The organism is Geobacillus sp. PK12, assembly GCF_004123125.1.
Taxonomy (GTDB): domain Bacteria; phylum Bacillota; class Bacilli; order Bacillales; family Anoxybacillaceae; genus Geobacillus; species Geobacillus zalihae.
This window is the reverse complement of record NZ_SDKL01000060.1, coordinates 37,763-51,928: the sequence shown is the minus strand read 5'-3', so window position 1 is coordinate 51,928 and position 14,166 is coordinate 37,763. Positions and strand designations below refer to the sequence as shown.

13 protein-coding genes are annotated in these 14,166 nt (G+C 52.4%); 2 read left to right on the top strand and 11 right to left on the bottom strand.

The genetic code is table 11. The features are described from left to right. Window positions 1-71 precede the first annotated feature (71 nt). Both ETR37_RS16115 and ETR37_RS16110 read right to left on the bottom strand, forming a co-directional pair. Window positions 72-1,079: a CAP domain-containing protein gene (locus tag ETR37_RS16115; protein WP_020755441.1), complete on the bottom strand. Its 1,008-nt coding sequence runs from the start codon at window positions 1,077-1,079 to the stop codon at window positions 72-74. A gap of 123 nt (window positions 1,080-1,202) precedes the next feature. Continuing rightward, a complete protein-coding gene (locus ETR37_RS16110) occupies window positions 1,203-1,628 on the bottom strand; it encodes a CBS domain-containing protein (RefSeq protein ID WP_020755440.1) in 426 nt (141 codons plus the stop codon). 175 nt (window positions 1,629-1,803) lie between these two features. Here ETR37_RS16110 and ETR37_RS16105 point away from each other — a divergent pair, with 175 nt between their 5' ends. Further along, window positions 1,804-2,163 carry a YugN family protein gene (locus ETR37_RS16105; RefSeq protein ID WP_015374347.1) on the top strand — a complete coding sequence of 120 codons (360 nt, stop codon included), beginning with the start codon at window positions 1,804-1,806 and terminating at the stop codon, window positions 2,161-2,163. A 26-nt stretch (window positions 2,164-2,189) separates the two neighbouring features. On the opposite strand, the gene ETR37_RS16100 is transcribed toward ETR37_RS16105, so the two are convergent. From ETR37_RS16100 to cyoE, 8 genes are all read right to left on the bottom strand, one after another. Then, window positions 2,190-2,495, bottom strand: a complete 306-nt coding sequence (locus ETR37_RS16100; RefSeq protein WP_015374346.1) for an Asp23/Gls24 family envelope stress response protein — start codon at window positions 2,493-2,495, stop codon at window positions 2,190-2,192. A gap of 334 nt (window positions 2,496-2,829) precedes the next feature. Continuing rightward, window positions 2,830-3,285 (bottom strand): DUF420 domain-containing protein, encoded by a 456-nt coding sequence (locus tag ETR37_RS16090; RefSeq protein ID WP_011230587.1) that lies wholly within the window; start codon window positions 3,283-3,285, stop codon window positions 2,830-2,832. Between the two features lie 49 nt (window positions 3,286-3,334). After that, window positions 3,335-4,237, bottom strand: coding sequence for a cytochrome c oxidase assembly factor CtaG (ctaG, locus tag ETR37_RS16085; protein ID WP_020755436.1), 903 nt, complete (start codon window positions 4,235-4,237; stop codon window positions 3,335-3,337). Between the two features lie 102 nt (window positions 4,238-4,339). Further along, window positions 4,340-4,672, bottom strand: a complete 333-nt coding sequence (gene ctaF / locus ETR37_RS16080) for a cytochrome c oxidase subunit IVB (RefSeq protein WP_013145877.1) — start codon at window positions 4,670-4,672, stop codon at window positions 4,340-4,342. A gap of 4 nt (window positions 4,673-4,676) precedes the next feature. Continuing rightward, window positions 4,677-5,297 (bottom strand): cytochrome c oxidase subunit III, encoded by a 621-nt coding sequence (gene ctaE, locus ETR37_RS16075; protein ID WP_011230584.1) that lies wholly within the window; start codon window positions 5,295-5,297, stop codon window positions 4,677-4,679. Further along, window positions 5,297-7,168, bottom strand: a complete 1,872-nt coding sequence (ctaD, locus tag ETR37_RS16070) for a cytochrome c oxidase subunit I (protein ID WP_060788362.1) — start codon at window positions 7,166-7,168, stop codon at window positions 5,297-5,299. Before ctaD ends, ctaE begins: the two co-directional genes overlap by 1 nt. 22 nt (window positions 7,169-7,190) lie before the next feature. Further along, the gene (gene coxB, locus ETR37_RS16065; protein WP_020755433.1) at window positions 7,191-8,261 is read right to left on the bottom strand and encodes a cytochrome c oxidase subunit II; all 1,071 of its coding nucleotides are present in this window, start codon (window positions 8,259-8,261) and stop codon (window positions 7,191-7,193) included. Window positions 8,262-8,339: 78 nt separating this feature from the next. Then, on the bottom strand, window positions 8,340-9,269 hold the full coding sequence (gene cyoE, locus ETR37_RS16060) for a heme o synthase (RefSeq protein WP_015374341.1): 930 nt from the start codon (window positions 9,267-9,269) through the stop codon (window positions 8,340-8,342). A gap of 380 nt (window positions 9,270-9,649) precedes the next feature. Here cyoE and ETR37_RS16055 point away from each other — a divergent pair, with 380 nt between their 5' ends. Next, window positions 9,650-10,603, top strand: coding sequence for a COX15/CtaA family protein (locus ETR37_RS16055; protein ID WP_015374340.1), 954 nt, complete (start codon window positions 9,650-9,652; stop codon window positions 10,601-10,603). Between the two features lie 76 nt (window positions 10,604-10,679). Here the strand turns inward: ETR37_RS16055 and pyc are convergent, their stop codons facing one another. After that, window positions 10,680-14,123 carry a pyruvate carboxylase gene (gene pyc, locus ETR37_RS16050; protein ID WP_060788363.1) on the bottom strand — a complete coding sequence of 1,148 codons (3,444 nt, stop codon included), beginning with the start codon at window positions 14,121-14,123 and terminating at the stop codon, window positions 10,680-10,682. Window positions 14,124-14,166: the final 43 nt, after the last annotated feature.

Genomic DNA, 14,166 nt, shown 5'->3' with positions numbered 1-14,166 from the left:
CATCCCTTTCGTCCACTCATGCCTATCTGCCATATCATATCGCATCCAACACAGAGAGGTGCGCCCAATTTTTAGAGCGGCGTAAAGAAGTTTTGCGTATAGTAATCGGCGTAGACGCCAACGCCCAAGTGAGTGAACTCTTCGTTCAACATCATGTTCCGATGGTTTTGGCTGTTCAGCCATCCGATGGTCGCCTCAACGCCATCGACTTGATGGGCGGCGATATTTTCCCCGGCAAGCTGGAACGGAATGTGAAGCGCGCCAAGCCGCTTCGATAAATCGCCATACTGCGGCGACTCATGGGAGAAAAACCGGTGATCATGCATATCTCGGCTATGTTTTTCCGCGGCGGCAGCGGCCTTGTCATCCCACATGAGAGAGGAAAGCCCATGGCGACGGCGGATCAAATTCGTCCAGTCAAAAATTTGCTTCGCGTTGGCCGCATCAACAGCCTGTCGCTTTTCTTCCGACAGCGGCGCGGCCGCCGGCAGGCTGCCGCGGTAAACGAGCTCGTACGGCCGCAACTTGACGAACGTTTCTGCATCCATCAGGCGGATCGCCGCCACCTCGCCGGTAAAGCGGTCAACATACAGCTGAGCGTAGACGCTGCCAACTTTGACAACCGGCCTTGATGAGTAATCTTGTTCAGACAGCTCAAACCGGTATGTCCCGCTGCCTAGCTTAATCTCAATGTTCGATAGCACCGGCATCGTTTGAAAAATCGTCTGCAACCGCTGGCCGACCGCAAACGGTTCAACGTTCACCTTCTCTCCGCCGACAAGGGCGGTGACGACGCGACCGCGCAAGATGCCAATCTGCACGTACGACTCGGGTCGACGGCTGTACACCCACCAGTCATATCCGTAAGCTGACGGGTCGATTCGGTCTGGAGCGCCAAGCCGTTTTTTCGCCTCTTGCGCCGATTGCCCGATCAACGCAACGATGCCGGCCGTCGCCTTCGGCTCTTTCAACATGTATCGATTCGTCTCTGGCTGCTCCGGGGGGCTCGGGGGCGGCGGACTCGGCACAAAATAATACAATCCAATCAAGAAAAACAAAAAAAGGAAAAACCATTTCACACGGCAACTCCCGCTTTCTGCGCAATCTCCTTATTGCCATTATAGCCGTTTTTTAGAGGCCAAAAAAAGAGGACACCCAAAAAGAGCGCTCCTCCTCGAAAGAAGCCGTGTCCGTTGCGTTTGTCAATGGATGGCGTCTTGTTCGGAAATCTCGCTTAACGCACGACCCGCGCGTTCATCAGAATAGCGGTTCGTCGCCAAATCGCCGAGCGAGATGATGCCGACCAAACGCCCGTTTTCTACGACCGGGAGGCGGCGAATTTGGTGACGTGCCATCATATCTGCTGCCTTTTGCACCGAATCGTCCGGGGAAAGCGTGACGAGATCGCGGCTCATCACTTCCGTCACCGCAGTCGAACCGGGACGTTTTTCAGCCATGCCGCGCACGACAATATCGCGGTCGGTAATCATTCCGACAAGGCGGCCGTCATCGACAATCGGAATCGCCCCGACGTTGAAATCGCGCATTTTTACCGCCACTTCGTAGAGATTGTCAAGGGGCGTGCAATATTGCACATCCGTTGACATGACGTCCCGTACCGTTTGCATTCTTCGTCTCTCCTTTCTACCCGTATTGTGCGCCGGATCACACAAAAAAATGCGAGCGAAACGGAAACAATGGCAAACAATTCGTTGAAAAGCAAACCGTTTTCGTACTATTATAAATGAGGGGATGATTTCCTGTTTGGCGCTTTTACATATTGTGTTGTTAGGAGGAAGAAAGATGAAGTTTGAAAATACTGGACTGGAAAATCAGACGGTCGAACTGTCCCACCTTGATGACATTATGGAGCGCCACGGTTTTGTCCGCGCAGCGCAATGGGATTATGAACGGGTCACATACGACCGGAAATACGTCGTCAAAGAAGGCACCTACTATTTGCGCGTTCAAGGATACGCCATTGAGGGAGATGTCGATTCGCGCTATGCACTCATTAAGCTGCTCACGCCGATTTTAGGGAAACATTACTATCCACACGGCGTCGAATACGGCGATGATGAACATTTTCCGTCCTCTCTTGTCAGCCAATGCCAAAACGTGTTGGCGCAGGTCAAAAGCGAGCTTGAAAAAATCAAAGAATAATCAAAAAACGCATGAGAGCACGGTTCTCATGCGTTTTTTTCCGGCATGACAAGCCGTTTGACAACAATGTCGACCGCCTCGGCGACATATGGCGTCATCGCGGCGATCTCCTCGGCAATATGCTGTTGCAGCTGGCGGCAAACTTCCATCACCGGCGCCCCATATCGAATGGACATCTTGACCGTGACGCGGCACCGCTCGCCTTGAGCAACGGTGATGAACACCTCACAATCGTCAAGTGCGACCTCCGTCTGGCCGCGCACACACATCATGACAATGGTCAACAGCGTCGCCTCTACGGCGCTCCGTTTCCGATAGCGAAACGTGTTCACCGCCTTCTCCTCCCGCTGCACAAAATCACGTCTATACAGGCGTGTTGTATTCTATATAGATGCAATTTAAAGCTTTAACATTTTTCGTTTTTACCGGTCATTGCATCCGACTGCCGAATGACCGAACAACACCGCTTTCAGACCCATGAATGGGTCTTGGGAAGCGAGTCGTTGTTCGGTCGTCCGTCACGCCAAGGCGTGACGGGGGCAAGCCTGCGGCTTGCCCTCGACAGTCGAAACATCGATAAGTGGCTTTTCTATCCAAGATATGTTAAACGTTTTGGTTGCATCTATATATATGCAGCCATCCCTGCCCTTGCTCCTTGCCCGCCGGTTAAAAACCGAGCACCGCCTTGATGAGCGACGTCGTTTGGCCCCCTGGATAGAGGACATAAAGCAACCAGTAGACGACGACCCCGGTTGAGGCGCTGCCAAACCAAATGATGCTGGTGATCGGCCCAAGCCGACGATGGCGGGCCCTCTTGTCTTTCAATCCCGTCCAAATCGTGACAAGGCCAAATACGGCGCCAACTGTCGCCAGCACAATATGGAAAATAAGAAACAGCGTATAGTACACTTTGACGTTCTCCGGCCCGCCAAAGCTCGTATTGCCGATAAACAACGTCCGCGACATGTAAATGGTGAAAAACAGCAAAGCAAACACCGCTGCCGTCAGCATCACCTTTTTATGCGCTTCGATCCGCCTGCGGCTGATCAAATACCACCCATAAGCAACAAGCAAAGCGCTGATCACGATGCAGCTCGTGCTGATTGTCGGTAAAACGGCCATCGCTTCTCTCCCTTTCTTCTTTGTTCATCGTTTAGCGGCCAACCGCGCTTTACAGTTTGGTCGGCCGCAGCTCCATATCCATGCTTGGCTCTTTCTCCCGCTCCTTCCGATACCATTCGGTGAAGATGAAGAACAGCATCGTCCCGTACACGATTTCCTGGATGATTTTCATCAACACTCCGCCGAGCTGCTGATCATGGAGCGGCGACATCGATAAAAACATTTGCGGCCCGGTCAAATCAAGCGAAGCCAGCGTCCCTTGAGGAACGCATAAAGCCAGCGCGGCCATCCATGCTTTCGGGTCAGTATACGTCGCATAAAGCGGCGTATCGGTAAAAATGATGAGCGCGCAAGCCGGGGTCAACAGCATGCCGTCAGCGAAAATGTAACCCATTTTTTTTAAGCCGGACAATGTTTGCCACTCAGGAAGTTTATTAACAAGCGGCCACCACATGCAAAACGCAGCAACGAAAATGACCGAGGTAACAAAGGCATGCAGCCACATATTCATTTTCACAGCGTCAAAAATGAATGGAACGTGATAAAGCGAAAACAAACCGTTAAACAGCAGTAGCGCCACAATCGGCTTTGTCAACAACCGAAACACGCGGCGCACCGCTGCGAAACGGAACGCTCGCTCATAAAGCGGCGCCGGAATGCCTAAAATAAAACATTGCGGCACGATCAAATACAGCACTGCCATTTGCACCATATGGGCGGTGAACGTCAAATGGCCCATCAAATCCAGCGGAGACCCTTTGCATATATAAAGAAGCGCCATCCCGGTCCAAAAATATGCTTTCTGCTTCCCCGAAACGGCATCACCGAGGCCGAAACGCTGCCGCCATGGCCCGGTGATCCCCATGTACAGCAATGCAACCGCCACTAACACAAGCAAAAAAAACGGACTCCAAAGGGCGACGGGGCCAAACATTTGCAGCGATTGAAACATACGAATCCCCTCCTGATTGGTCCTTTCCCATTATACTACAAGACGCCGCGCCACAGCTATTCAAAAAAGGGGAAACCGGCGCAAAACCGATTCCCCCTTTTCTTACCACCAAATGACTGTTGTAAACGCCCAAACGAGCAAAAGCATAACCGCCACACCGCCGTAAATAAACATCGCCGGGAATTCGTGGCCTTTATGGCTCATGTGCATGAAATAATACAGCTGAAATGCGACCTGCACGGCGGCTAAAAGCAAAATAAACGGAACGACAAACCAATGGGAAAACTCTTCGTAACCAACGGCGGCGAAGGCGATGAGCGTCAACAAAATCATCAAAACGAATGCAATCATTTGATGGCGCATCTCTTCCGCGTTTTTCCGCCGGCGATACGCCAAATCGACGCGTTCATTTCCTGAATTCGTTTGATTCGCCATACGTTCACCCCACCATTCCCATCAAATATACAACGGTAAAAATGAACACCCAGACAACGTCAATGAAGTGCCAATACAGGCTTGCGACGTAAAATTTCGGGGCGTTGTATAAATTCAACCCACGCTTAGCATTGCGAATCATGAGCGTCAAAATCCAAAGCAACCCGAACGCGACGTGGCTTCCGTGCGTGCCAACGAGCGTGTAGAATGCTGAAGCGAAAGCGCTGGTCGTAAACTTATGGCCTTCATGCACATATTCATTGAACTCGTAAATTTCCAAGCCCAAAAAGCCGGCGCCAAGCAAAACAGTGATGCCAAACCAGAGCTGCATCTTTTTAAAGTCAAAGTTTTTCATATGATAAATGGCATACACGCTCGTCAAGCTGCTGGTTAGCAGCAGCATCGTTGCCATGAACACAACCGGCATTTGGAACAGTTCTTCCGCCGAAGGACCGCCGTTCGTTTTATCTTTCAGCGCCAAATAGGTGGCGAAGAGAGAGGCGAACAGCACCGTCTCTCCGCCTAAAAAGAGCCAGAAGCCGAGAAACTTATTTTTTCCCTCAAGGGTGGCGCGTTCCGGCGCGGCTGGAAACGTCTCGGCCGTCAATTTTTCCTCTGCATGCATCAGGCGTTCGCCTCCTTCTTCTCAAGTTCAAGCACTTCTTCTTTATGGATGTGGAAGCCGTGATCATCGATCACCGAGCGCAAGAACATCGAACCGAGCGTAATGAGCAGACCGAGAATGCCGACCGGCAAGCCCCATCCGGCGTCATTATGATACGTAAAGCCGAAGGCGGCGACAAACAGACCAAACGCAATGACAAACGGCAAAAACGACGAATTCGGCATATGGATGTCGCCAAGCGGTTCAGCTGGCGTCAATTCTTTTTTGCCTTCCATTTTTTCAAGCCAGAAAGCATCCAAGCCACGGACAAGCGGTGTTTGCGCAAAGTTGTACACCGGCGGCGGCGAAGCGATCGCCCATTCGAGCGTGCGGCCGTCGCCCCATGCATCGCCCGGCACTTTTTCGCCTTTTGCTGTCGTTACCACAATGTTAATAAGTAAAATAATCGTGGCAGCCGCCATAAAGAACGCACCGACCGTGCTGACGAAGTTCCCTGTCTCCCATCCTTGGTTCGGCAAATACGTAAACACGCGCCGCGGCATCCCTGTCAAACCAAGGAAGTGCTGAATAAAGAACGTTAAATGGAACCCGATAAAGAACAGCCAGAATGTCATTTTGCCGAGCGTTTCATTCAGCATGCGGCCAAACATTTTCGGCCACCAATAATGCGTGCCGGCAAGCAAAGCGAACACAACCCCGCCGACGATGACGTAATGGAAGTGCGCAACGACGAAATAGCTGTCATGGTATTGATAGTCCGCCGCCGCCGACGCCAACATGACCCCGGTCACCCCGCCCATGACGAACGACGGGATGAAGGCGACGGCATAATGCATCGGCGTTGTGAATTTGATGCTTCCGCCCCACATCGTAAACAGCCAGTTGAAAATTTTGACTCCTGTCGGAACGGCGATCGTCATCGTCGCGACGGCAAAGATGGCGTTCGCAATCGGCCCCATCCCGACCGTGAACATATGGTGCGCCCATACCATGAACCCTAAGAACGCGATGAGCACGGTCGCAAACACCATTGACGAATAGCCGAACAGCCGCTTGCGCGAGAACGTCGCAAAAATTTCCGAGAAAATGCCGAACGCCGGCAAAACAAGAATGTAGACTTCCGGATGGCCGAATACCCAGAACAAGTGCTCCCAAATGATCGTATTGCCGCCGGCAGCGGGGTTAAAGAAGTTGCCGCCAAACAGCCGATCCATCATCATGAAAATCAAGCCGACCGTAAGCGGCGGAAACGCAAACAAGATGAGCGCCGACGTCACAAACGTCGCCCATGTGAACATCGGCATGCGCATAAACGTCATGCCCGGAGCGCGCATGTTGATGATCGTCACAAGAAAGTTAATGGCACCCATGATCGTTCCGAAGCCGGAAATTTGCAGCCCGAGCGTATAAAAGTCGATGCCATGATGCGCTTTTGAGTCAAGCGACAGCGACGCATACGACGTCCAACCAGCGTCCGGTGCGCCGCCTAAAAACCATGAACAGTTCAAAAACAAACCACCGAAGAAAAACATCCAGAATCCAAGAGCGTTCAAAAACGGGAACGCGACGTCGCGCGCGCCGATCTGCAGCGGCACGACTGCGTTCATAAAGGCGAAAACAAGCGGCATCGCAGCCAAGAAAATCATCGTCGTTCCATGCATCGTCAGCACTTCGTTATACAAGCCGCCGACAAGGAAATCGTTGTTCGGCTTCGCGAGCTGAATGCGGATGAACAACGCCTCGAGACCACCGAGCAGGAAGAAAAACCCGCCGGAAATCAAGTACAGATGGGCGATTTTTTTATGGTCGACCGTTGTCAAATAATCCCACAAAACGGCGCCAACACCCTTTTTGCGCGCGATTGTACTCACGGTGAAACCTCCTTCTCATGCTTTATTCCACTTTTAAGCTCATCAAATATTTCGCCAATGCGTCAATTTGCTCTTCCGTCAAGTGGCCATATGTACCCGCCATTTTATTTCCAGGCTTCACGCTGTTCGGGTCTCTCAGCCATTTTTTCAGATTTTCTTCGTTATGCTCCAAAATACCGGCGATTCGTTCGCGATCGCCAAAGTTCGCCAAGTTCGGCGCTGTGCGTGCCTGTTCCGGACGCTTGTCCACAGGCGTCACCGCATGGCAGCCAATACAGCTTTTATTGAAAATCGCTTCGCCTTCTTTGGCAACCGGATCGGTGACAACCGGTTTTTTCACATTTTGCATCTTTTTCACCCAGGCGTCAAATTGGTCGCGCGGCAACGGCCGAACTTTAAAGTCCATCAGCGCATGGGACGGACCGCAAAGCTCCGCACATTTGCCGTAAAAGACGCCGCCGGCCTTATCGGTCGCTTTTTGATCAAAAACAAGCCAAAATTGGTTTTTGTTGTCGGTGTTCGTATCCATTTTGCCGCCGACCGCCGGAATCCAGAACGAATGTTTGACATCCGACGCAATCAAGTTGAAATACACTTTTTCATTCGTCGGCACGACCAAATCTTGGCTCGTGATAATGCCGTAATCCGGATATTCAAACTCCCACCAGTATTGGTTGGCGCGAACATTGACGACAACTGTATCCTTATCTCGTTTTTTGTCGTTCATCGCCTTGACGTCGGCGAGTTTAAATGTAGTCAATACCGTCGGCACAGCCAAAATGAGCAAGAGGATGATCGGAATGACAGTCCAAATAATTTCCAGCTTATGACTTCCTTCCACTTGCTTCGGGATTTTGTTTTCTTCCCCCTTGCGCCGCCGGAAGCGGATGACAACGTAAACGAAGATGATCGCCACGACGACAATGACGAGCACCATGATCGATGTGCTCAACAACATGAGCGAATACTGCATGTCCGCTACTTCACCGGCGGGCTGGAGCGTCGATAAAAACGGCTTGCCGCAGCCGGCGAGCAACAGCGCCATCATCCCGAACAGGGAAAATAAGCGCCAGTTACAGAGCCCCTTGTTCATAGCCTAATCAAACCCCTCTTTCCTTTGATGGATAAATGTGTATGTCAATTCTTTCACAAAGAAAGAATTTTAACCTGCTCACCAAATCGTAGCGATGACCATTGCCACGAACAAAATGGTCAAATAGTTGAGCGAATAGACGAACATCCACTTCGCCCATTTGATGTCATCTTTCATTTTCAAACCCGCCAATCCCAGCAGCAGCCAGCCGACATTGAGCAGCGTGGCCACGACTAAAAATGGAACGCCAAGCGAGAACAAGTAAAACGGCAACGGCAGCAAACACGCCACCCAAACGATGATTTGCCGCTTCGTCATGGCGAATCCATGGACGACCGGCAGCATCGGGATGCCGGCGGTGCGGTATTCTTCACACCGCTTCATCGCCAACGCCAAAAAGTGCGGCGGCTGCCACAAAAACATGATTAAAAACAGGATGAACGGAACAATATGGAAATCCGGATCAACCGCCGTCCAGCCGATCACCGGCGGCACCGCGCCGGAAATGCTGCCGACAACGGTGTTGATCGTGTAATGGCGCTTCGTCCAAAGCGTATATAAAAAGACGTATGTCACCATACCGATCAATCCAACGACAGCAGCCGTAACCGTTGTCATAAGCAGGCTCATCTCGCCGATTGCGACAAGACCAATCCCAAGCCAAAGCACCCGCCGCGGATCCATCGTCCCGGTGACGGTCGGGCGTGCTTTCGTTCGCTCCATATATTGATCAATGTCGCGGTCAATGTAGTTGTTGATCGCACATGAACCCGCGATGACAAGCGCTGCCCCAAACAGCGTGAAAAAAACAAGATGCAGGTTCTCCAAAAAGTGTTCCCCAGTAAAATAAAACGCCAGCCACATCCCGGCGAACGTCGTAATCAAATTCGAATTGACGATTCCGATTTTCACAACAGACGATAACTCTCTCCAAACTGTCTTGACGCTCACATGCGAGCGATGACCGGCATCGGCCGCATCCTGGTGCACCGCTTTCAATTCGGCCATGTCTCCTGTTCCTCCTCGCTGCGCCGCTCCTTGCCCGGCCGGCGCCGTGATGTTGCCTGAAATTCTTTCCAACGCCAAATAGCCAAAACGGGCTGTTTCCTCTTTATATTAAATCACATTTTTTCCTCATCATGTGAACTTTTTTTGAATAATTTGTGTCAAATTTTTGAATGCGCGCACCCAAAACGGCTCATTCGCTTGTCCCATTAATATTTCTAGCAAACTTAATCGACTTATTCAATATGCAAACGTCATTTTGTGTTTCCGGCCGCCATCGTGTAAAATAGATTTGGCTTGGCAGCACGGTTGGCTGCAATAAAATCCATCACTTTACTAATATGGACAAAATCACAGTTTCTCAATACAAGAAGGTGAAGATTTTGCAACGTTCACTGAAATGGTTTGCCTCGGCAACCACGTTGGCAATGTTGTTTGTTTTAATTGGTGGAGCGCTTGTGACCAAAACCGGCTCCGGCATGGGGTGCGGCCGATCATGGCCGCTGTGCAACGGCCAATGGGTGCCGGATCAGATTACGCCTGAGCTCATCATCGAGCTGAGCCATCGACTCGTTTCCGGCTTTGCCGGCATCATGGTGCTCATCCTTTCCATCTGGGCGTGGAGAGCCATTGGCCATGTGCGGGAGACAAAGTTTTTAGCTGTCATATCGTTTGTCTTTCTCGTCTTGCAAGGGCTGATCGGCGCCGCCGCGGTCGTGTGGGGGCAGTCCGATTTCGTCCTCGCCTTGCATTTCGGCATTTCGCTCATTTCGTTTGCCGCTGTGTTGCTGTTGACGCTATTGATTTTTGAAATCGACAAAACGTTTTCCGCCGCTTCCCTTTCGCTTGACGGCAAAATGCGGTTTCATATTTACGGCATCACCATATACTCATACATCGTCGTCTACACCGGGGCGCTCGTGCGCCATACGAACGCCAGCCTCGCCTGTCCGAGCTGGCCGCTTTGCGCGAAAACGCGCCTCCTCCCGGCTCAGTTTCATGAATGGGTGCAGATGGGTCATCGATTGGCCGCTCTTGTCATCATCATTTGGATCGCTGCTGCCGCCATACACGCTGTGCGTCATTATCGCGAACAGCCGGTCATCTACTACGGATGGCTCATCGCTCTTTTGCTCGTGCTCGCGCAAATGACAACCGGAGCGCTTGTCGTTTTTACGCAGCTGAATTTATACATTGCCTTGGCGCATGCCTTTTTCATTTCCTGCCTGTTCGGCGTGCTCAGCTATTTATTGCTCTTGGCGCTCCGCACCCGCCGGGCGCCGGTAAAAGCCGCCGACCACTCAGCCGAGGAAGCGGCGCCGGCCACGTTGAAATGACGGCCATCCATCCGCAAACAAAAAGGGATGCCCGCCAAAACTTGGGCACCCCTTTTTTTGTTCGGTATAGACCGTTTCATTTGGACAGCTCAATCAGCAAATCGCCCGCCTGAATGGCGTCGCCGCTTTTGACGTAAATGTCTTTGACAATGCCGGCAAACGGCGCCTGCACCGTCGTTTCCATCTTCATGGCTTCCGTTACCATCAAATGGTCGCCTTTGTCAACTTTTTCCCCTTTCTCCACGAGCACTTTCACCACCGTGCCCGGCATCGTGGCGGCAATGTGGTTCGGATTCGTCCGATCGGCCTTGATGCGCTCAGCAACGGCCGCTTTGATGCTTTCATCGCGGATGATGACTTCGCGCGGCTGGCCGTTCAGCTCGAAGTAAACGACGCGTGTGCCGTCCGCCTGAGGCTGGCCGATGGAGACGAGTTTGACGATGAGCGTTTTCCCACGCTCAATCTCCACTTCAATTTCCTCGCCGAGGCGCATGCCGTACAGGAACGTCGGTGTATCGAGCACGGAAATATCGCCGTATTTTTCGACCGTTTCGGCATATTCCAAAAACACTTTCGGATAAAGCGCATAGGCAATGGCGTCAAAGTCGGTCACTTCGCGGCCGAGCTTGTCATACAGCTCCCGCTTGATTTGCTCGAAATCAACCGGCTCAAGCAGCTCGCCCGGGCGAACGGTGATCGGTTCGCGCCCTTTCAAAATAATGCGTTGCAACTCTTTCGGAAACCCGCCATGCGGCTGGCCTAAATAGCCTTCGAAAAACTCCACGACTGAGTCTGGGAAATTAAGCGTTTCGCCGCGTTCAAAAATGTCTTGCTCCGTCAAATTGTTTTGCACCATGTAAAGCGCCATGTCGCCGACGACTTTCGATGATGGCGTCACTTTGACGATGTCGCCGAACAAGTCGTTGACGCGGCGGTACATTTCTTTCACTTCATCCCACCGATCGCCGAGGCCGACCGCTTTCGCCTGCTGTTGCAGGTTGCTGTACTGGCCGCCTGGCATCTCATGCATGTATACTTCCGTATGCGGCGCGTTCATGCCGCTTTCAAACTCTTGATAAAATTTGCGCACGTCTTCCCAATAGCGGGCCAACTGCTCAAGGCCGTAAATATCAACCTCCGGCGCCCGCTCCGTTCCTTCAAGGGCATAGTAGAGCGTATTGGCGCTCGGCTGCGACGTCAAGCCGGCCATCGAGCTGACGGCGACATCGACGATATCGACGCCGGCTTCGATCGCTTTGGCGTACGTGTAAATACCGTTGCCGCTCGTATCGTGCGTATGCAAATGGATCGGAATGCTGACCGTCTCCTTAAGCGCGGAAATGAGCACGTACGCCGCCTGCGGCTTCAACAGACCAGCCATATCCTTAATGCCTAAAATGTGCGCTCCGGCTTGCTCGAGCTCTTTCGCCAAGGCTTTGTAATAATCCAAATTGTACTTCGGCCGATTCGGGTCTAAAATATCGCCCGTATAGCAAATAGCCGCCTCGGCGATTTTGCCGCTTTGCCGGACGGCATCGATCGCCACCGTCATCCCTTTCACCCAGTTTAGGCTGTCGAAAATGCGGAACACATCAATGCCGGCTTGCGCTGATTTGTCGACGAACTCGCGGATGACGTTGTCGGGATAGTTTTTATACCCCACGGCGTTGGCCGACCGAAGCAGCATCTGGAACAGCACGTTTGGAATGCGCTCGCGCAGCTTCAGGAGGCGGTCCCACGGATCCTCCTTCAAAAAGCGGTACGCCACATCAAACGTCGCCCCGCCCCACATCTCAAGCGAGAATAAGTTGGGCAGCAAACGCGCCGTCGGCTCAGCGATCCGCAACAAGTCGATCGTGCGGACGCGGGTCGCCAACAACGACTGATGAGCGTCACGGAACGTCGTATCGGTCAAGAGCACGCGCGGCTGCTCTTGGATCCAGCGAACAAGCCCTTCAGGTCCGCGTTCATCCAAAATTTGCTTCGTTCCCGCTGGGATCGGTTCCGTTTGGCTCACCTTCGGCACGCGCGGTTTGTCAAACACCGGCTTTTTCTTTTTGCCGATGCCAGGGAAGCCGTTGACCGTCACGGTGCCGATGTACGTAAGCATTTTCGTCCCGCGGTCTTTTCGGCGCGGGAATACAAACAATTCCGGCGTCGTATCGATAAATGACGTATCGTATTCCCCCGACAAAAATTTCGGATGCTGAACGACGTTTTCCAAAAACGGAATGTTCGTTTTAATGCCGCGGATGCGGAATTCGCGCAAGTTGCGGAGCATTTTTCTTGCCGCCTGCTCAAACGTCAACGCCCATGTCGACACTTTCACGAGCAGCGAATCGTAATACGGCGTAATGACCGCCCCTTGGAAGCCATTGCCGGCGTCCAAGCGCACGCCAAAACCGCCGCCGGAACGGTACGCCATAATTTTTCCCGTATCCGGCATAAAGTTGTTGAGCGGATCTTCCGTCGTCACCCGCGACTGAATGGCGTAGCCGTTGATGCGGATGTCTTCCTGCTTTGGAATGCCGACTTCCGGGCTGTGGAGCGAAAATCCGTCGGCGATTAAAATTTGCGACTGGACGATGTCAATCCCGGTGATCATTTCGGTGATCGTATGCTCAACTTGAATGCGCGGATTGACTTCGATGAAATAAAACTCATCTCCGGAGACGAGAAACTCAACCGTGCCAGCGTTGACGTAGCCGACGCTTCTCATGAGCCGGACCGCCGCCTCGCAAATGCGCTCGCGCAGCTCGTCCGACAACGAGACGCTCGGCGCGACTTCCACGACTTTTTGATGGCGGCGCTGCACCGAGCAGTCGCGTTCATAAAGGTGAACGATGTTTCCTTCGTGGTCGCCCAAAATTTGCACTTCAATATGCTTCGGCTTTTCGATCAGCTTTTCAACATAAACGTCATCGCTGCCAAACGCCGCTTTCGCTTCCGACTTAGCCCGCTCAAACGCTTCCTTCACTTCCGACTTTGAGCGGACGATGCGCATGCCCCGGCCGCCGCCGCCAAGCGCCGCTTTAATGATGATCGGGTATCCGTGCGTCTCAGCAAAACGGACGACGTCTTCAAGGCCGCCGACCGGTCCATCGCTGCCCGGGATGACCGGAATGCCCGCCTTCATGGCCGCATGGCGCGCTTTCACTTTATCGCCGAACATATCCAAATGTTCTTCGTTCGGGCCGATGAAAATAATCCCCTCTTCGCGGCACCGTTTGGCAAATTGAATGTTTTCCGACAAAAACCCATAACCCGGGTGGATGGCATCGACATCGTGGGCTTTGGCGATCTCAATGATGCCTTCGATGTCCAAGTAGGCTTCGATCGGCTTTTTCCCTTCCCCGACTAAATACGCCTCATCCGCTTTGTAGCGGTGGTACGATCCGGTGTCTTCCTTCGAATAAATCGCCACGGTGCGGATATCAAGCTCCGTGCAGGCGCGGAAAACGCGAATGGCGATCTCTCCCCGGTTGGCTGCCAGCACTTTGCGAATTCGTCTTGTCCTCATTCTGTCCCTCCTCCTTTATTTAATAAAAGTATAAAAGTTTTGC